General features: G+C 44.9%; 15 protein-coding genes, 3 pseudogenes and 1 other annotated feature. Of the genes and pseudogenes, 16 read left to right on the forward strand and 2 right to left on the reverse strand.

What is annotated here, in order from left to right; genetic code table 11:
- The first annotated feature begins 13 nt into the window (after window positions 1–13).
- From AADZ70_RS01295 to AADZ70_RS01320, 6 genes and pseudogenes are all read left to right on the forward strand, one after another.
- Complete coding sequence (locus AADZ70_RS01295) at window positions 14–1,000, forward strand: ABC transporter ATP-binding protein (protein ID WP_016938243.1); 987 nt, start codon at window positions 14–16, stop codon at window positions 998–1,000.
- Entirely contained in the window at window positions 997–1,986 is a 990-nt protein-coding gene (locus tag AADZ70_RS01300) for a dipeptide ABC transporter ATP-binding protein (protein WP_188153899.1), read from the forward strand. The genes AADZ70_RS01295 and AADZ70_RS01300 overlap by 4 nt, the downstream gene beginning before the upstream one ends.
- A 77-nt stretch (window positions 1,987–2,063) precedes the next feature.
- Complete coding sequence (locus tag AADZ70_RS01305; protein ID WP_045925326.1) at window positions 2,064–3,692, forward strand: peptide-binding protein; 1,629 nt, start codon at window positions 2,064–2,066, stop codon at window positions 3,690–3,692.
- Between the two features lie 66 nt (window positions 3,693–3,758).
- Window positions 3,759–4,709, forward strand: a complete 951-nt coding sequence (locus AADZ70_RS01310; RefSeq protein ID WP_045925327.1) for an ABC transporter permease — start codon at window positions 3,759–3,761, stop codon at window positions 4,707–4,709.
- Between the two features lie 21 nt (window positions 4,710–4,730).
- A pseudogene (locus AADZ70_RS01315) lies at window positions 4,731–5,471 on the forward strand (ABC transporter permease); the annotation flags it as partial.
- Between the two features lie 913 nt (window positions 5,472–6,384).
- A pseudogene (locus tag AADZ70_RS01320) lies at window positions 6,385–6,873 on the forward strand (DUF3603 family protein); the annotation flags it as partial.
- 33 nt (window positions 6,874–6,906) lie between these two features.
- Here AADZ70_RS01320 and trpS read toward each other — a convergent pair.
- Window positions 6,907–7,899: a tryptophan--tRNA ligase gene (gene trpS / locus AADZ70_RS01325; RefSeq protein WP_016938237.1), complete on the reverse strand. Its 993-nt coding sequence runs from the start codon at window positions 7,897–7,899 to the stop codon at window positions 6,907–6,909.
- Between the two features lie 55 nt (window positions 7,900–7,954).
- Window positions 7,955–8,167, reverse strand: a binding site (T-box leader).
- A gap of 477 nt (window positions 8,168–8,644) precedes the next feature.
- Here trpS and AADZ70_RS01330 point away from each other — a divergent pair.
- The 8 genes from AADZ70_RS01330 to spx all read left to right on the forward strand — a co-directional run bounded on the left by AADZ70_RS01330 (window position 8,645) and on the right by spx (window position 16,808).
- Window positions 8,645–10,279 carry a peptide ABC transporter substrate-binding protein gene (locus tag AADZ70_RS01330; RefSeq protein ID WP_342007582.1) on the forward strand — a complete coding sequence of 545 codons (1,635 nt, stop codon included), beginning with the start codon at window positions 8,645–8,647 and terminating at the stop codon, window positions 10,277–10,279.
- A 106-nt stretch (window positions 10,280–10,385) separates the two neighbouring features.
- Window positions 10,386–11,321 (forward strand): ABC transporter permease, encoded by a 936-nt coding sequence (locus AADZ70_RS01335; protein WP_016938235.1) that lies wholly within the window; start codon window positions 10,386–10,388, stop codon window positions 11,319–11,321.
- Window positions 11,322–11,324: 3 nt separating this feature from the next.
- Window positions 11,325–12,242, forward strand: coding sequence for an oligopeptide ABC transporter permease OppC (gene oppC, locus AADZ70_RS01340; protein ID WP_016938234.1), 918 nt, complete (start codon window positions 11,325–11,327; stop codon window positions 12,240–12,242).
- Window positions 12,243–12,254: 12 nt separating this feature from the next.
- The gene (locus AADZ70_RS01345) at window positions 12,255–13,331 is read left to right on the forward strand and encodes an ABC transporter ATP-binding protein (RefSeq protein WP_342007583.1); all 1,077 of its coding nucleotides are present in this window, start codon (window positions 12,255–12,257) and stop codon (window positions 13,329–13,331) included.
- On the forward strand, window positions 13,324–14,241 hold the full coding sequence (gene oppF, locus AADZ70_RS01350) for an oligopeptide ABC transporter ATP-binding protein OppF (protein ID WP_016938232.1): 918 nt from the start codon (window positions 13,324–13,326) through the stop codon (window positions 14,239–14,241). Before AADZ70_RS01345 ends, oppF begins: the two co-directional genes overlap by 8 nt.
- Window positions 14,242–14,350: 109 nt before the next feature.
- Window positions 14,351–15,538 (forward strand): putative glycoside hydrolase, encoded by a 1,188-nt coding sequence (locus AADZ70_RS01355; protein WP_064777831.1) that lies wholly within the window; start codon window positions 14,351–14,353, stop codon window positions 15,536–15,538.
- A 117-nt stretch (window positions 15,539–15,655) separates the two neighbouring features.
- Window positions 15,656–16,234 (forward strand): GNAT family N-acetyltransferase, encoded by a 579-nt coding sequence (locus AADZ70_RS01360; RefSeq protein ID WP_045925331.1) that lies wholly within the window; start codon window positions 15,656–15,658, stop codon window positions 16,232–16,234.
- Between the two features lie 178 nt (window positions 16,235–16,412).
- Window positions 16,413–16,808, forward strand: a complete 396-nt coding sequence (gene spx / locus AADZ70_RS01365) for a transcriptional regulator Spx (protein ID WP_003327578.1) — start codon at window positions 16,413–16,415, stop codon at window positions 16,806–16,808.
- Between the two features lie 57 nt (window positions 16,809–16,865).
- Here the strand turns inward: spx and AADZ70_RS01370 are convergent, their stop codons facing one another.
- The gene (locus AADZ70_RS01370) at window positions 16,866–17,522 is read right to left on the reverse strand and encodes a TerC family protein (RefSeq protein WP_016938229.1); all 657 of its coding nucleotides are present in this window, start codon (window positions 17,520–17,522) and stop codon (window positions 16,866–16,868) included.
- A 182-nt stretch (window positions 17,523–17,704) separates the two neighbouring features.
- Between AADZ70_RS01370 and AADZ70_RS01375 the strand changes: the two are divergent.
- Both AADZ70_RS01375 and mecA read left to right on the forward strand, forming a co-directional pair.
- Window positions 17,705–17,807 (forward strand): annotated as a pseudogene (locus tag AADZ70_RS01375) (hypothetical protein).
- Window positions 17,798–18,454 (forward strand): adaptor protein MecA, encoded by a 657-nt coding sequence (gene mecA / locus AADZ70_RS01380; protein ID WP_045925332.1) that lies wholly within the window; start codon window positions 17,798–17,800, stop codon window positions 18,452–18,454. The pseudogene AADZ70_RS01375 and the gene mecA overlap by 10 nt, the downstream one beginning before the upstream one ends.
- The last annotated feature ends 110 nt before the right edge of the window (window positions 18,455–18,564 follow it).

Raw genomic sequence — 18,564 nt, forward strand, 5'->3', positions numbered from 1 at the left:
AAAGGGGCGTATCATGAGCACACTATTAGAAGTGAATAATTTAAAGACCTATTTTTTCAGAAAGAAACAGCCGATTCCCGCAGTCGACGGGGTGGATTTTCACATTAACAAGGGCGAAACCGTCGCCCTTGTAGGAGAATCCGGCTCGGGCAAAAGCATCACCTCGCTTTCTATTATGGGACTTGTTCAAGGCTCGGGCGGGAAAATTGTGGACGGCTCGATTAAGCTGGAAGGCAGGGACCTGGCCTCCTTCACCGAAAACGAATATTGCAAAATCCGCGGAAATGACGTCTCTATGATCTTTCAGGAACCTATGACTTCTCTAAACCCGGTGCTGACCATCGGCGAACAAATTACCGAAGTGCTTGAATACCATAAAAAAATGAGTAAAAAAGAAGCCGCGAATAAGGCCGTTGAGCTTCTCAAGCTCGTCGGATTCTCAAGAGCGGAACAAGTAATGAAAGAATATCCGCACCGCCTTTCCGGGGGGATGAGACAGAGGGTGATGATCGCCATTGCGCTCAGCTGCAACCCGAAGCTCCTGATAGCCGATGAACCGACGACAGCGCTTGATGTGACGATACAAGCCCAAGTATTGGAGCTGATGAAAGACCTCTGCAAAAAATTCGATACTTCCATTCTGCTGATCACTCACGATTTAGGCGTCGTTTCCGAAGCCGCCGACAGGGTGATCGTGATGTACTGCGGACAAGTCGTTGAGAGCGCGAGCGTGGAAGACTTATTTTTAAACCCCCTTCATCCGTACACGGAAGGGCTGTTAAACTCCATACCGGTAATAGACGGAGAGATTGATACATTAAAAGCGATCAAAGGCAGTGTCCCGACACCGGATCATCTTCCGGAAGGCTGCCGATTCGCTCCGAGGTGTGCAAAGGCGATGGACAAATGCAAAACGGGGCAGCCTGAGCTGATAACACATGAAAGCGGCCGTTCTGTAAGGTGTTTTTTATATGAGGAAGAGGGTGCCCAATCAAAATGACAGCTGTGAGCCAAGAAACGATATTAGAGCTGAAAGACGTAAAAAAATATTTCCCGATCCGTTCCGGTTTTTTTCAAAGAAAAGTCGGAGACATAAAGGCTGTCGACGGTGTTTCTTTTTCACTGAAGCGCGGCGAGACGCTCGGCATCGTCGGTGAATCAGGATGCGGCAAATCAACGGCGGGAAGGACCATGATCCGTTTATACAAACCGACAGACGGCCGGATTCTTTTTAAGGGTCAGGATATTTCCGGCTTATCAGAAGAAAAGCTGAGAAAAAGCGTCCGCAAAAACATCCAGATGGTCTTCCAGGACCCCTTCGCATCGCTTAATCCGAGAAAAACACTGCGCTCCATTATTAAAGAACCGTACCAGACTCACCATATGTACAGCATTCGTGAGCGGAACGAGAGAGTAGAGGAGCTGCTGGCGAAAGTCGGTCTCCATCCGAGCTTTGCAAACCGCTATCCGCATGAATTTTCCGGAGGGCAGCGTCAGCGGATCGGGATTGCGCGGGCTTTAACATTGAATCCCGAGCTGATTATTGCGGATGAACCCGTATCCGCGCTTGATGTCTCCATTCAGGCTCAGGTCATCAATCTGATGGAAGAACTGCAGGAAGAATTCAACCTGACCTATTTGTTTATATCCCATGATTTAAGTGTTGTCCGCCATATCAGTGACAGAGTCGGCGTCATGTATCTGGGGAAAATGATGGAGCTGACCGATAAACATGAGCTGTACGACAATCCGCTTCACCCCTATACGCAAGCGCTGTTATCTTCAGTGCCCGTCACGAGAAAAAAAGACGCCGTCAAGCGGGAACGAATCATCCTGAAAGGAGAACTGCCGAGCCCGGCAAACCCGCCGAAAGGCTGCGTGTTCCACACGCGGTGCCCGATGGCCAAACCGATCTGTAAGGAACAAATCCCGGCATTTGAAGAAGCCGCTCCCGGCCATTACGTCGCCTGCCATTTATACACCTGAAATGACAAGCATCGAGAGGGGGTATGCCGGATTACATAACCTGTTTGCTGCATATATATCACAAAGGGGGAATTGATATGAAATTACGTAAAACCGCACTGATGATGCTAAGTGTTTTTATGGCGCTCGCCATCTTCCTGTCAGCCTGCTCCGGCTCAAAATCCACAAACACCGAATCCAAACCGGCCGGAAAACCGCAAAAAGGCGGAGATTTGGTTGTTGGGTCAACTGGGGAACCAACGCTTTTTAATCCTCTTTACTCCACCGATGTTGCAAGTTCCGATATTGAAGGAATGATTTACAGCACATTATTAGAAACTGATGAGAAATTGAACGTCAAGCCGTCGCTGGCTGAAAAAGTAACAGAAGCTGACGGGGGATTAACGTACAACGTAAAACTTAAAAAAGGCGTAAAATTCCATGATGGAAAAGAGCTCACGGCCGACGATGTAGTGTTCACCTACAGTATTCCTCTTAACAAAGATTACAACGGTGAGCGAGGCTCAGGTTTTGAGTCACTTAAATCCGTAACGAAAAAAGGAAAATATGAAATTCAGTTTAAAATGAAGAAAAAAGATGCCTATTTCTACAATGTCGTTCTCGACAGTTACGGCATTTTGCCAAAACATATATTGGGTAAGGTTCCGGTTGCTGATCTGGGAGAGAATGAATTTAACCGTAAAAACCCAATCGGCTCCGGTCCGTTTAAGTTTGTTGAGTGGAAAAAGGGTGAGTATGTCAAACTGGAAGCAAATGATGAATACTTTGGCGGCAGACCTTATCTTGATACAGTGACAGTCAAAACAATTCCTGATTCCAACGCGGCCGTGGCCCAGTTAAAAGCGGGAGACATTGATTTCTTCGTTGTGCCGGGCACAGATTTTGATACGGTTAAAACGTTTGGAAACGTAAAGGTTAAATCTGATCTTGGCTTAAACTACAGCTATATCGGCTGGAATGAGAAAAAAGAGCTTTTTAAGGACAAAAAAGTGCGTCAGGCATTGACTTATGCTCTTGACAGACAGGCAATGGTGGATCAAGTGCTGAATGGAGACGGTAAGGTAGCAAATGTTCCTGAAAGTCCGCTGTCATGGAATTATCCGAAGTCTAAAGTGCCGACATTTGATTATAATCCGAAAAAAGCAAAGCAGCTGTTAAAAGAAGCCGGATGGGAAGACCATGACGGTGACGGCTACCTTGATAAAGACGGAAAAAAATTCTCTTTTGAAATTAAAACGAATCAAGGCAATAAAATTCGTGAAGATTTAGCGGTTGTCGTTCAGCAGCAATTAAAAGAAGTAGGAATTGAGGCTAAGCCGCGGATTGTTGAATTCAGTGCGTTAATTGAACAGACCAGTGCCCCTAATTGGGATTATGACGCTCTTCTTCTCGGATGGAGTCTTGCTACGTTCCCGGATCAGTTCTCCATCTTCCATTCAAGCCAAGCTAAAAACGGGCTGAATAATATTTGGTACAAAAATCCGAAAGTCGATAAGCTGCTTGAAGAGGCGAAGTCAATTACTGACAGAAAAGAATACCAAAAGAAATATGAAGAGATATACAAATTGATTGCGGAAGATCAGCCGTACAGCTTCTTATTCTATTACAACTATCACAGAGCGATGCCGAATAATTTACAAGGCTATGTATTCCACCCTAAAAATGACTTGTATAATATTGAAAAATGGTGGCTGGACCAAAAATAGCAGAAGCCCTTGAGAGGGAAGGAGTTTCCTTTCCTCTCTTATCCTATTTAAAAAGGGGACAAGAACATGGTTACATATATTTTACGGCGAACATTAATGTCCTTGCCGATTCTCTTAGGCATTACAATTTTGTCGTTTGCTATCATGAAAGCAGCGCCCGGAGATCCGATGTCGCTCATGATGGACCCTACAATCAGTCAAGCGGACAGGGCGAAATTCATTGAAAAATACGGGTTGAACGATCCGGAACCGGTTCAATATGTGAAATGGCTGGGGAATATGCTGCAAGGCGATTTCGGGACTTCTATTGTGAAGAAAGGCACCCCTGTTTCTGAACTTATCTTATCCCGCTTACCGAATACGATTGTGCTTATGCTTTTCTCAACCCTTGTCGCTCTTCTGATTTCTATTCCATTTGGTGTTTTGTCAGCGAAACGTCCTTATTCAAAATTGGATTACGGGATAACTGTTACTTCATTCTTAGGGCTTGCCATTCCGAATTTTTGGTTCGGTTTGATTTTAATTATGGTTTTATCTGTGAATCTTGGATGGTTTCCTACTGGCGGAGTAAGCACTTTGAATGCGGACTTTAACATATTTGACCGTTTGCATCATTTGATTCTGCCTGCTTTTGTGCTCGCAACGGCAGACATGGCTGGAATAACGAGATACACAAGATCCAGTATGCTTGATGTGTTAAAACAGGATTATATACGCACGGCGCGTGCGAAAGGATTCAGAGATAATAAAGTGATTTTTAAACACGGTTTGCGAAACGGACTTCTTCCTGTCATCACTATTTTTGGTCTGATGATACCGTCTTTTATCGGGGGAGCGGTAGTTGTAGAACAGATTTTTACTTGGCCGGGTCTCGGCAAATTGTTTATTGATTCAGCCTTTTCACGAGATTATCCGGTTATCATGGCCATGACGGTCATTTCAGCTGTTTTGGTTGTAGTGGGGAATTTAATTGCAGACATCTTATATGCGTTGGCTGACCCCCGTATTGAATATTAACAAAGAGAGGTGAGAGGTCAAATGTTACAGCCAAATACCGGCACACCCCCCAGTGAAATAAAATTAAAAGAAAATATTCAATCCAAACCGGAAACAATGACTAAGATTTTTTTCGAAAAGTTCTTTCAAAACAAACTTGCTGTAATCGGAGCCGTTATATTAACCATCATCATTTTGTCAGCTTTATTCGCTTCGGTAATCGCTCCTTACTCTCCAGAGAGTCAATCTCTTATCAATCGTTTGAAGCCGCCGAGTTTAAAACATCTAATGGGAACAGATAAATTCGGAAGAGACATCTTTACGAGGGTTCTGTACGGGGCGCGCGTTTCCTTGCTTGTCGGATTCGCATCTGTGATCGGTGCGATTACAATCGGAACTGTTGTCGGAGCCGTTGCCGGTTATTTTAAGGGGATTGTCGATGCCGTTCTCATGAGAACTGTTGATATCGTATTATCCATACCTGATATATTTTTGCTTATTACACTTGTTACGATTTTTCAGCCCGGAATGGATAAATTAATTTTAATTTTCTCCCTTACAGGCTGGACAACAACAGCACGCCTTGTGCGGGGGGAGTTTTTATCGCTTCGTTCCAGAGAATTTGTACTGGCTGCAAAGACGATCGGTACAAAAAATCATCATATTATTTTTTCTCATATATTGCCGAATGCGCTTGGACCGATTATTGTGTCGGCCACATTAAAAGTCGGAACGGTTATTTTAGCAGAATCTACATTGAGTTATCTCGGTTTCGGGATTCAGCCGGGCCCCACCCCCCCCCACCCCACCCCCACACCCACCCCACCCCCACACAAGGGGTGGGGGGGGGGGGGGGGGGGGGTGGGGGGGGGGGGGGGGGGGTGGGGGGGGGGGGGGGGGGGGGCACAACACAAAAACAACAGTGGGGGGGGGGGGTGGGGGGGGGGGGGTGGGGGAAAACACACACACAACACACAACAACCCCCAACAACAAACGGGGGGGGGGGGGGGGGGGGGGGGGGGGGGGGGGGGGGGGGGGGGGGGGGAAAAAAAAAAAATAAACAAAACCAAACAACACACACACACAACCAAAAAAAAAAAACACCCAACAAAATAATTTTAAAAAAAAAAAAAAAAAAAAAAAAAAAAAAAAAAAAAAAAAAAGTGAGGATTGAGGGATTGTAGGAGTGGAAATGTTATGTAAGTTGGTTTAAGAGGGGTGGTTGAAGTGTGGAAGTTGGGGGGAGGAGAATGTAGGTAGGTGGGGGGGATTAGGGGGAAGGAGTAGGGATGAGGGTAAAGGGTTAAGTTTTTGTGTTTGTGAGAAGTAGGTTAGGTTTTGGGGGGGGGGGATGAAGGGTAGGTTTGAATGAAAAAGTGGGAGGTTTGATAAGTGATTTGGTTGTTGGTTGAGGGAAAGGGAAGTTAGGTGGTATGATGGGGGTGTTGGGGTGGAGTTGTGGTGGGAGGATGGTGGGGGGGGATTGGGGGTTGGTTGTGTTGGGAGTATTGGGTGAATGTGATATGGGAGTTTTGTATAGGGGGTATGGGGGGTGAGTTAAAAGGAGATTTGGGAAGGGAAGGTGGGTGGGGGATGGTATGTTTTTATAGGTTGATTGAGGAAGTTTGTGAGGAGGGTTATTGGATGATTTTGGATGTAGGAGTTTTGTATGAGTTAGTAGTTAGGTGGTAGTAAGTAGGTATTGAGCTTCATGTGCGCGTGGATACGATCGGGTATACCATTCCGGTCAGAAAGAGCCGCCTGATTCCGAGGCAGGAGCAGCTTGTTTATGAAATGGTAAAGGATGTAGAGCCGGAATCGTTTCAATTTGAGCCTGCACAATTGGAGTCTTCAAAGGAATATCACATTTTATCATTGGCGCCGGAGCATGTCAGAGGGCTGACGAGAAAAGAACGGCAGATCAAGCAGCTGATGTTTATGGCGCTTGACCAGCTGAAAGGGCTGAAGAACCGCGCGGAAATAGTGTATTGGTACACGGAATGGAATCCGCATATGTACGAGCAGATCAAACGGATGAGCTTCGAAGAGATTTGGGACATGCTTTATAATGAAACAATCGAAGGCTGGTCAGACAAGCATCTTGCGTTCTGTGAAAATTTGATTAAAGGGCAGCCGTTTTTCGAAAAGCTTTGGGAAATGGAACAGGAATCAAAAGTGAACTAAAAAAAGAGGCGGGGATCATCCCGCCTCTTTTCTTTATCTTCTTTTCCGTCCGAGACCCATGGCGTTCTCCATTTTTTTCACCATTTTGCCGGCGGTTTTGTTTGCGCGCGCTGCCCCTTCGTCGAGAATGCGGTCAAGCTCGTCGCTTTCAATTAATTCACGATAGCGCTCTTGGATCGGTGACAAAGCGCCGATAACGACTTCGGCTAAATCGCTTTTGAATTCACCGTAGCCTTTGCCTTCATATTTTGCCTCTAATTCTTCAATTGATGTGTTTCCTAAAATAGAATAGATCGTCAAAAGGTTAGAAACACCCGGTTTATTTTCTTTATCATACTTTACAATGCCTTCCGAATCAGTCACGGCGCTCTTGATTTTCTTTTCGAGCTGTTTCGGCTCATCAAGCAGCGTGATGTATGCCTTTTGGTTCGGGTCTGATTTGCTCATTTTTTTGAGCGGATCAGCCAGTGACATGATGCGCGCGCCCGTTTCAGGGATTTTCACCTCAGGAATCGTGAAGATGTCATTGTATTTCTTATTGAAGCGCTCCGCCAGATTGCGGGTCAGTTCAAGGTGCTGTTTTTGGTCTTCTCCGACCGGAACAAGGTCCGTGCCGTACAGTAAAATATCACCGGCCATCAGCGGCGGATATGTTAACAGCCCTGAGACGACGGCTTCTTTGCCTTTTGACTTATCTTTAAATTGCGTCATCCGCTCAAGCTCGCCGATATATGCGACACATTGGAGCATCCACCCCGCCTGGGCATGTGCAGGAACCTCTGACTGGATAAAGAGGGTCGCTTTCTCGGGGTCAAGTCCGACGGCCAGGTAAAGAGCCGCCAGATTGCGGATGTTCTTCCGCAGCTCAAGCCGATCCTGCGGAACCGTAATTGCATGCTGATCGACGATGCAGAAATATCCGTTGTAATCATGCTGCAAATCGACAAATTGTTTCATGGCGCCGATGTAGTTGCCGAGGGTAACGGAACCGCTCGGCTGAATACCTGAAAAAATCGTTTTCTTCATAGTTCTTACCTCATTTCTTAAAACATAATAAAAAAAGCCCATTCTTCCCGTAGAAAAAAGGGACGAATGAACCGTGGTGCCACCCTGATTATTCCATTACAATGGAATCGCTCGAGACGTTGGTAACGGAGGCTGCTCCGGCTGGGCCTACTTTACGTTCGGTCAGCTGCTCAGAAGTCCATTCCACAGGGCCCGTTACCTGCTCCCAGCACCGCAGGCTCTCTTCAAACGGGTTGATATGTGTACTACTCTTCATCATAGCAATCACAACAAAATGTTCTTTGATTGATCTATTATAAATCAATTATAGCCAAATGTCATCAGAAGAATGCAAGCTTATTTCCAATTTGCTTAAAGGCTGAAAATCCGCAAAAAGAACTGAAAATGCCTAAAAGATAACGGATATCAACATTTCGTATAACGAATATTATATGTAAAAAGCAATATGAACTGGAAATTACAATAAAAATATTTAGTTAGGTCATGCTTTAAACTATAGAAGTGTATCACCTTTTTGGCAGAAAAACTGACCAAATTTAAATATTTTAAATTGAGAAAATAGTATTGCAATAAATTATTCATTTCATTATAATGAACTTGTTCACTCTATTGTTACAGCTTCTTTACATAAAATAATCAGAAAAGACGGAACACAATTAAAGTTTAGAAAAATATTACGTTATTTTGTCTGATATTTCTGAGTATTTAGTAGTAAAGGCTGAAAATTTGATTAGGGGGTTAGTGCATGAAAAAGCGTTGGTCTATTGTAGGTTTGATGCTTATCTTCTCGCTTGTGTTAAGTGCGTGCGGCGGATTCAGCGGCGGATCAGGCGACGGTAAAAAAGACACCAAAGGACAGACTACACTTAATATCAATATTAAAACTGAGCCGTTTTCAATGCATCCGGGATTAGCGAATGATTCCGTTTCAGGAGGCGTAATCCGCCAGATTTTTGAAGGATTGACACGCGTAAACTCCAAAGGTGAGCCTGAAGAAGGAATGGCATCTAAAATTGAAACAAGCAAAGACGGAAAGACCTATACATTTACGATTCGTGACGGTGCGAAATGGTCTAACGGCGATCCCGTGACTGCGCAGGATTTTGAATATGCATGGAAATGGGTGCTTGACCCGAACAACGAATCACAATACGCTTATCAGCTCTACTACATCAAAGGCGCTGAAGCCGCCAATACAGGAAAAGGCAAGCTTGATGACGTAGGCGTAAAAGCCGTAAATGACAAAACATTAAAGGTTGAACTGAACAACCCGACACCTTACTTCCTGCAATTAACTTCATTCTATACGTATATGCCGATCAACAAGAAAATTGCTGAAAAACATAAAAACTGGAACACAAACGCAGGTGAAAATTACGTGTCAAACGGCCCGTTCAAAATGACAGCCTGGAAACACAGCGGTTCCATCACGCTTGAAAAGAACGATCAATATTGGGATAAAGACGCTGTGAAATTGAAGAAAATCAACATGGTGATGATTAACAATGACAACACCGAACTGAAAAAATTCCAGGCGGGTGAGCTTGACTGGGCAGGAATGCCGCTCGGCCAGCTTCCGACCGAATCTCTGCCGACTTTGAAAAAGGATGGATCGCTCCATGTTGAACCGATCGCAGGTGTGTATTGGTACAAATTCAACACAGAAGCGAAACCGCTGAACAATGTTAACATCCGTAAAGCCCTTGCTTATGCGATCGACCGCTCATCTATCGTGAAAAATGTGACGCAGGGGGAACAAATCCCGGCCATGGCTGCAGTGCCGCCGTCAATGAAGGGATTCGAGGATAACAAAAAAGGCTATTTCAAAGACAATGACGTCAAAACAGCAAAAGAATACTTAAATAAAGGACTGAAGGAATTAGGTGTCAAGAGCGTTTCTGACCTTCCGGCAATCAAATTGTCCTACAATACGAATGATGCGCATGCGAAAATAGCGCAGGCCGTACAGGAAATGTGGAAAAAGAACTTAGGTGTCAAAGCTGAGCTTGATAATTCCGAATGGAATGTGTACATCGATAAGCTGCACAGCCAAGATTATCAGGTCGGGCGTATGGCCTGGTTAGGCGACTTTAATGATGCAATTAACTTCCTTGAAGCATATCGCGATAAAGATGGGGGAAACAATGATACAGGATGGGAAGACCCTGAGTTTAAAAAGCTGCTGAACCAATCTCAGCTTGAAACGGATCCGGATAAACGTATCGAAGAGCTGAAAAAAGCAGAAAAAATCTTTATGGACGCAATGCCGGTCGCGCCAGTTTACTTCTATACAGATACTTGGGTGCAGGATAAAAACCTCAAAAATGTAATCTTGACCGGAACAGGTGACGTTTTCTTCAGAAACGCTTCTTTTGAATAACAGGCGGTTCTGAAAACAAAAGACCCAAGGTATATGGGGAGGATGTCCCCGTATACCTTTCTTGCTTATTAAGTTTAAAATGGTAAAAAATATGGAGGTGTTCACCTTGCTGAAATACATCGGTAAACGATTCATTTACATGATCATCACGCTGTTTGTGATTGTCACCGCCACTTTCTTCTTAATGCAGGCAGCCCCGGGCGGACCATTTTCCGGCGAAAGAAAGCTGACGCCTGAAATTGAAGCAAACTTAAACGAACACTATGGTCTGGACAAGCCTCTTTTCGTTCAATATGTCAGCTACTTAAAATCTGTAGCGATGTGGGACTTTGGGCCTTCTTTTAAATATAAAGGCCAAAGTGTTAATGATTTAATCAATTCCGGCTTCCCCGTCTCATTCACTCTCGGTGCAGAAGCAATTCTCCTCGCATTAGCGTTTGGTGTGCTTTTCGGGGTGCTGGCTGCCCTGTACCATAATAAATGGCAGGATTATACCATTGCGATTTTAACGATCTTTGGGATCTCAGTTCCGAGTTTTATATTGGCAACGATTTTGCAATATATTTTCTCCATTAAATTAGAACTGTTCCCGGTCGCGGGGTGGGAATCCTGGGCATACACCTTTCTGCCCTCCATTGCGCTCGCTTCCATGCCGATGGCATTTATCGCCAGACTCTCCCGTTCAAGCATGATTGAAGTGTTAAACAGCGATTACATACGGACTGCAAAAGCAAAAGGCCTTTCCCGGCCGTCAGTCACCGTGCGCCATGCGCTTCGAAATGCGCTTTTGCCCGTCGTGACATATATGGGACCGATGGCGGCGTCCATTTTAACGGGAAGTTTCATCATTGAATCGATTTTCGGAATTCCCGGTTTAGGCGCGCATTTTGTAAACAGCATTACAAACCGTGATTATACGGTCATTATGGGAGTTACCGTGTTCTTCAGCGTGATCCTGCTTTTATGCGTATTGATTGTAGATGTGCTGTACGGATTAATCGATCCGAGAATCAAGCTTTCTAAAGCAAAGAAAGGAGCCTAGACCATGCAGAACATTCCTAAAAATATGTTTGAACCAGCTTCAGCTAATGCCGGCGATGCCGAAAAAATAAGTAAAAAAAGCCTTTCCCTCTGGAAAGACGCCATGCTCCGCTTCCGCAGCAATAAGCTTGCGATGGTCGGGTTGGTACTGATCGTTCTTATTATTCTTATGGCGATTTTTGCACCTGTTTTTTCAAAATATGATTATGCGACTACCAATCTATTAAATGCTGATAAAGCCCCGTCGAAAGATCATTGGTTCGGCACCGATGACCTTGGAAGGGACATATTTGTCCGGACATGGGTGGGCGCGCGGATTTCGATCTTTATCGGAGTCGCAGCTGCCGTGCTGGATTTATTAATCGGCGTAATCTGGGGCAGTATTTCCGGATTCCGCGGCGGACGCACAGATGAAGTGATGATGCGCATCGCCGACATTCTGTGGGCTGTTCCTTCATTATTAATGGTGATTTTGCTGATGGTTGTTCTGCCGAAAGGGTTGCTGACCATTATCGTCGCCATGACGATCACGGGCTGGATCAATATGGCGAGAATCGTCCGCGGACAGGTGCTGCAATTAAAGAATCAGGAGTATGTGCTTGCTTCACAGACACTCGGTGCCAAAACCGGCCGGCTTTTGTTTAAGCATATCGTCCCGAATGCGATGGGATCTATACTTGTAACGATGACGCTCACGGTTCCGACGGCGATTTTTACAGAAGCATTTTTAAGTTATTTGGGGCTTGGCGTACCTGCACCGCTTGCGAGCTGGGGGACGATGGCCTCAGACGGATTGCCTGCATTAACCTATTACCCTTGGCGTCTGTTCTTCCCTGCAGGATTTATCTGCCTGGCAATGTTCGGCTTTAACGTTGTCGGCGACGGGTTAAGAGACGCGCTGGATCCTAAGTTACGCAAATAAGGAGTGATATGAGTGACACGCTTGCTAGAAGTAAAAGACTTAGCCATTTCATTTAAAACATACGGCGGAGAGGTACAGGCAATCCGCGGCGTGAATTTCCATTTGAATAAAGGAGAGACGCTGGCGATCGTAGGGGAGTCAGGTTCCGGAAAAAGTGTGACATCTCAGGCGATAATGAAGCTGATTCCGATGCCTCCGGGCTATTTCAAAAGAGGACAGATTCTTTTTGACGGGCGCGATATCGTGCCGATGTCCGAAAAAGAAATGCAGGCCATCAGGGGAAGGGACATCGGAATGATTTTCCAAGATCCGATGACCTCTTTGAACCCGACGATGAAAGTCGGAAAACAAATTATGGAAGTGCTTTTCAAACATGAAAAAATCTCAAAAGAAGCTGCGAAAAAACGCGCCATAGAGCTGCTTGATCTCGTCGGCATCCCGATGCCTGAAAAACGGGTCGGCCAATTCCCGCATGAATTTTCAGGCGGTATGAGACAGCGCGTCGTCATCGCGATGGCGCTCGCAGCAAATCCGAAGCTGTTAATTGCCGATGAACCGACAACAGCGCTTGATGTAACGATTCAGGCGCAAATCCTTGAGCTGATGAAAGATCTGCAAAAGAAAATTGATACGTCTATCATTTTCATCACGCACGATCTCGGCGTTGTCGCCAATGTCGCCGATCGGGTCGCCGTCATGTACGCGGGTCAGGTGGTTGAATCGGGCACGGTGGATGAAATCTTTTATGATCCGCGCCATCCGTATACGTGGGGACTGCTTGCCTCAATGCCGAGTCTGGACAGCACAGATCAGGAAAAACTGACGGCCATTCCGGGCACGCCGCCTGATCTCACAAACCCTCCGACAGGGGACGCATTTGCGCTCCGCAGCTCGTATGCGATGAAAATTGACTTTGAACAGGAACCGCCGATGTATAAAGTGTCCGACACGCATTTTGTAAAATCATGGCTTCTGCATCCTGATGCGCCTAAGGTCGAGCCGCCAGAAGCGGTGAAGGCTAAAATCCGTCAGCTGCCGAATACGTATCAGCAGCCTGTTTTAATGAAGGAAGGTGAAAAAAATGACTGAGAAACTGCTTGAAATCAAACATTTACAACAGCATTTTTTTACGCCGAAAGGAACGGTAAAAGCCGTAGATGATTTATCATTTGATATTTATAAAGGCGAAACGCTCGGCCTTGTCGGAGAATCGGGCTGCGGTAAATCAACGACGGGCCGCAGTATTATCAGGCTGTATGAGGCAACCGGCGGGGAAGTTCTCTTTAACGGGGAAAATGTCCACGGGAAAAAGTCCCGCAAGAAACTGTTGGAGTTTAACCGGAAAATGCAGATGATTTTCCAGGATCCGTACGCTTCGTTAAATCCGAGAATGACAGTCGCCGACATTATTGCCGAGGGAATAGATATTCATCGCTTGGCCAAAACGAAAAAAGAGCGGATGCAGCGGGTTCACGAACTGCTGGAAACTGTCGGTTTAAATAAAGAGCACGCCAACCGCTATCCGCATGAATTTTCGGGCGGGCAGCGCCAGCGTATCGGAATCGCCAGAGCATTGGCGGTTGATCCGGAGTTTATCATTGCGGACGAACCGATTTCGGCGCTTGACGTTTCCATTCAGGCGCAGGTTGTCAATTTAATGAAAGAATTGCAGCAAGAAAAAGGGCTCACTTATCTGTTTATCGCCCATGATCTATCAATGGTCAAATACATCAGCGACCGCATCGGCGTCATGTATTTCGGGAAGCTGGTGGAGCTTGCGCCGGCGGATGAGCTTTACGAAAATCCGCTTCATCCTTACACGAAATCATTGCTGTCCGCTATCCCGCTTCCTGATCCGGACTATGAAAGAAATCGCGTGCGAAAGAAATATGATCCGTCAATTCATCAGCTCCAAGACGGAGAAAAGATGGAATTTCGCGAAGTGAAACCGGGACATTTTGTCATGTGCACAGAAGCTGAATTTAAAACCTATCTATAAAAGCAGCATCCTTCAAGACTTAGTCTTGGAGGATTTTTTTTTCGCGCACATCCAAGTTTATTCAGCCTGCTCCCGTTTTCCTATAATGGAAAAAAAGGGGGAGATCAGTATGAAAACCATTTTATGCGCCTTTGCGGCGGGACTGTTTTTCAGTGCAGCCGCTTATCCGGCACAGGCGGCTGTAAAAGAAGAGCAGCCGCTTGTAAAAATAGCGCTGACTGAAAAAGAGCTGCCAAAAGCAAATGAGAGGTTTGCTTATCCGTCAGGACTGCATTTTACACGTCCTGATAAGGTCCGGGGCATTTACGTCACAGGACATTCAGCGGGAGGGAGCAAATTCGGGGAGCTGACAGACTTTGTGGACAAATCGAAGCTCAACACAATGGTGATTGATGTGAAGGACGACAACGGAAATCTTACCTTTAAACCAGACGGTCATTCTGAGTATGACAAAATCGCCAAACCATACATCAAAGACCCAAAAAAGATGATGAAAAAGCTGGAGGAAAAAAAGATCTATCCGATCGCGCGTATTGTCGTATTTAAAGACAGCGAACTCGCGAACGAAAAGCCAGAGTGGTCCTTTAAAGAAAAAAACGGAAGCGTCTGGAAAAACGGCCGCGGAGAATCGTTCGTCAATCCGTTTATGAAAGAGGTATGGGATTATAATGTAAAGATTGCAAAACAAGCTGCGAAGATGGGCTTTCAGGAAATTCAGTTTGATTATGTCCGTTTTCCTGAAGGATTTGAAAAACGTGATGGCGAACTGACATACGGACACGGCGATTACGGAAAAACAGCAGACAGCAATGTGCAAAAACGCGTTCATGCCGTCACCGATTTTGTCGGATATGCGAAGAGAAAACTCAAGCCGTATGGCGCAAATGTGTCGGTTGATATTTTTGGCTATTCTGCGACACTGCCGGAGGCGCCTGGGATCGGCCAGAATTTCAGCAAAATTTCAGAACAGGTCGATGTCATTTCATCTATGATTTATCCGAGCCATTGGACAAGCTATTTCGGCATTGATAAACCGGATCTTGAGCCTTACAATGTCGTCAAAGAATACGCGAAGGTGGAAAATAACAAACTGTCTAAACTGAAACACCCGCCTGTGTCGCGCCCGTGGCTTCAGGACTTCACGGCTTCTTATCTTGGCAGCGGAAATTATCAAAAGTACGGGAAAAGCCAGGTGGAAGACCAGATTAAAGCGCTGCATGATGAAGGAATTGACGAATTTTTATTATGGGATGCGGCAAACCGTTATACAAAAAATGTCGATTACACACCATTTTAAAAAAATTGAAACCATGTCAAAGGGTCACACGTCTTAATAGATGTAAGATTGTTTAAACAATCGGAAATGGGGTATATCTAAAAGTGTGAAGACAACGAACCCATAAGGAGCAAATGAATGAACTGGTACGAAAAGCTGAGTGAATATTTTCCGATTGAAGAAATGAAATCAAAAGCGCATATGGAAGCTCTGTTAAAGGAGCGAAGCGATGTTTATCATAAAGAAGAAGGACAGTACCACGTGCTGATGTATGCGGAATTTGACTCTTTCATCTTTATTGATTACCTGTTTGTGTCGAAGAAATCCAGAGGACAAGGTCTCGGAAGCAAGCTGATCGGCAGGCTGAAAAAGAAAAACAAACCGATTCTTCTTGAAGTGGAGCCTGTTGACGAGGATGACACGGACACACAGAAGCGCTTGCGTTTTTATCAAAGAGAGCATTTCAAGCACGCGCAGTCAATCGGGTATCGGCGCCGGTCATTGGCTACGAATGAAGTGAACAAAATGGAGATTCTGTACTGGTCGCCTAAGACGGAGTCAGAAGAAGAAATGTTTGAAGCGATGAAACAGACATATGAAAACATTCACACTTATAAAGATGAAAAATGGTACGGAGAATCATACGAAAAAACGGATGAAGTTCTCAAAGTCATTGAGGAGAACAAACGAAAAAACATTTTCGATCAGCTGAGCTAATTGAGAATGGGAAATAATCCGCAAAACGTAAATTTGCCGGATTGACACATTTTTTTCTCAGGAGACTGTTCATACTTACTTTTTTATAGTATAATACCTATAAAGATTCCTTTTTTAAAGTCATTTCAATTTGAGAATACAAACATGTTCATCCTACTAATTAGAGGAGTGAAGATTAATGGTTACATTATACACATCACCTAGCTGTACGTCATGCAGAAAAGCAAGAGCTTGGCTTGAAGAGCACGAGATTCCGTTTGAAGAAAGAAACATTTTCTCTGAGCCGTTATCAATTGATGAGATCAAGCAGATTCTGCGTATGACTGAAGACGGTACGGATGAAATTATCTCTACCCGTTCTAAAGTATTCCAGAAACTGAACGTAAATGTTGAATCAATGCCGCTTCAAGACTTGTACACTTTGATCAATGAGCATCCGGGACTGCTCCGCCGTCCGATCATCATTGATGAAAAACGTCTGCAAGTCGGCTATAACGAAGATGAAATCAGACGATTCCTGCCTAGAAAAGTACGTTCTTTCCAATTAAGAGAAGCACAGCGTCTGGCTAACTGATATAAGCTTACGATAAGCATGAAAAAAGCCCAAAACCATCGCGGTTTGGGCTTTTTATTATTTTTCAGTCTGCTGATAAATCATACTGGCGAGGATGACAAAAGCGACGGTCAAAATCGGCAGCATCATCTGTATAGTGCCGTGTTCCGCCATGAAGAAAGACAGCTTGCTGTCCCCGGCAATCATTTCACCGCCGGTAAATGCGAGAAGGCCGCTTCCGGCGTACATCAGTAAAGGCATTTTCTCCATAGCGGCATGAACGAGCTTGCTGCCCCAAATGATAATCGGCACCGAGATGAAAAGCCCTATCACTACAAGCGTCAGCTCACCGTGAGAAGCGCCGGCTACTGCGATGACATTGTCAAGAGACATAAAGATATCAGCCAAAACAATTGTGCGGATGGCTTTCCAAAGGGAAGAACTGCTTTTCACATGCTGTGCATCTTTCTTCTCAATCAGAAGCTGATAGCCGAGATACAATAAAAACACCCCGCCTGCGCATTGTAAAAAAGGAACATTCAATAAATAGACCGCGGCGCTCGTCAGCACGATTCTCAAGACGACTGCGATAAACGTTCCGAAGAGGATCGCTTGCTGTCTTTGTTTATGCGCCAGATTCCGGCTGGCCATCGCGATGACGACAGCATTGTCACCGCCGAGAATGAGATCAATTCCGATAATGAGCAGAAGGGACAGCAGGTAATCGTGCGGCATGGTAACACCTCGCTTATAGTTCGGTTGCTTGTACAGCTAATATATGAAGCAGTGCGCCATTTATGATGGGAACCGGGAGAAAGCCTGTTTTTCGGCGTGAAAATGCATTTTTATTTCTTTTATAACTGTTTTATCATAAAATAGAAATATACAGAATTTGTGCTGTCTTCTATAAGGTTAAGATGTGGACGGAATGGGTAAAGTGTAGTAAAGTACTATTCATCGGGAGCTTAGATGTCCCTTCAACATCTTATAAAGAAGGGAAGGTTGGCAAAATGGAAATAGAAAGAATTAACGAGCATACTGTAAAATTTTATATGTCTTATGGTGATATTGAAGATCGCGGTTTTGACAGAGAAGAAATCTGGTACAATCGCGAGCGCAGTGAAGAACTGTTCTGGGAAGTCATGGATGAAGTTCATGATGAAGAGGAATTCGCTGTCGAGGGTCCTCTTTGGATTCAGGTTCAGGCATTGGACAAAGGACTGGAAATAATCGTAACAAAAGCCCAGCTTTCCAAGGACGGACAAAAACTCGAACTGCCGATCCCGGAAGATAAAAAACAAGAGCCGGCAGATGAAAATCTCGATGCTTTACTTGATGATTTCCAGAAAGAAGAGCAGGCCGAGAGCCGGGAAGATAAGGAGCAAAAGCTTCAGTTCACTTTGCGGTTCGATGATTTTGAGGATCTCATCTCGCTATCAAAATTGAATCTTAACGGAATTAAAACGACCCTGTATTCGTTTGAAAACCGATATTATTTATATGCAGATTTTTATGAGCAAACTGATGAAGAGGTTGAAAATCAGCTAAGCATCCTGTTGGAGTACGCGCACGAATCGTCAGTCAGCATTCACCGTCTTGAAGAATACGGAAAATTGGTGATCGCTGATCATGCGTTATATACGATAAAAAAACACTTTGCATCATAACAAACCGATTTCTCTCAGCAGAAATCGGTTTTTTTTGTTTTCAATGACATGATAAACGGCTGAAAACCCCATAACGGCGCTCACTCGCAAACAGGATTATGCCTTCTTTC

The organism is Bacillus sp. YBsi01 (assembly GCF_038406745.1).
GTDB classification, from domain to species: domain Bacteria; phylum Bacillota; class Bacilli; order Bacillales; family Bacillaceae; genus Bacillus; species Bacillus siamensis.

What these genes read in the sequence shown, in the direction of transcription:
- AADZ70_RS01305 (WP_045925326.1), top strand. Translation starts at nt 2,064, where the DNA reads ATGAAATTACGTAAAACCGCACTGATGATGCTAAGTGTTTTTATGGCG.
- oppC (WP_016938234.1), top strand. Translation starts at nt 11,325, where the DNA reads ATGCAGAACATTCCTAAAAATATGTTTGAACCAGCTTCAGCTAATGCC.
- AADZ70_RS01360 (WP_045925331.1), top strand. Translation starts at nt 15,656, where the DNA reads ATGAACTGGTACGAAAAGCTGAGTGAATATTTTCCGATTGAAGAAATG.
- AADZ70_RS01355 (WP_064777831.1), top strand. Translation starts at nt 14,351, where the DNA reads ATGAAAACCATTTTATGCGCCTTTGCGGCGGGACTGTTTTTCAGTGCA.
- AADZ70_RS01330 (WP_342007582.1), top strand. Translation starts at nt 8,645, where the DNA reads ATGAAAAAGCGTTGGTCTATTGTAGGTTTGATGCTTATCTTCTCGCTT.
- oppF (WP_016938232.1), top strand. Translation starts at nt 13,324, where the DNA reads ATGACTGAGAAACTGCTTGAAATCAAACATTTACAACAGCATTTTTTT.
- AADZ70_RS01300 (WP_188153899.1), top strand. Translation starts at nt 997, where the DNA reads ATGACAGCTGTGAGCCAAGAAACGATATTAGAGCTGAAAGACGTAAAA.
- AADZ70_RS01295 (WP_016938243.1), top strand. Translation starts at nt 14, where the DNA reads ATGAGCACACTATTAGAAGTGAATAATTTAAAGACCTATTTTTTCAGA.
- mecA (WP_045925332.1), top strand. Translation starts at nt 17,798, where the DNA reads ATGGAAATAGAAAGAATTAACGAGCATACTGTAAAATTTTATATGTCT.
- AADZ70_RS01370 (WP_016938229.1), bottom strand. Translation starts at nt 17,522, where the DNA reads ATGCCGCACGATTACCTGCTGTCCCTTCTGCTCATTATCGGAATTGAT.
- trpS (WP_016938237.1), bottom strand. Translation starts at nt 7,899, where the DNA reads ATGAAGAAAACGATTTTTTCAGGTATTCAGCCGAGCGGTTCCGTTACC.
- AADZ70_RS01310 (WP_045925327.1), top strand. Translation starts at nt 3,759, where the DNA reads ATGGTTACATATATTTTACGGCGAACATTAATGTCCTTGCCGATTCTC.
- spx (WP_003327578.1), top strand. Translation starts at nt 16,413, where the DNA reads ATGGTTACATTATACACATCACCTAGCTGTACGTCATGCAGAAAAGCA.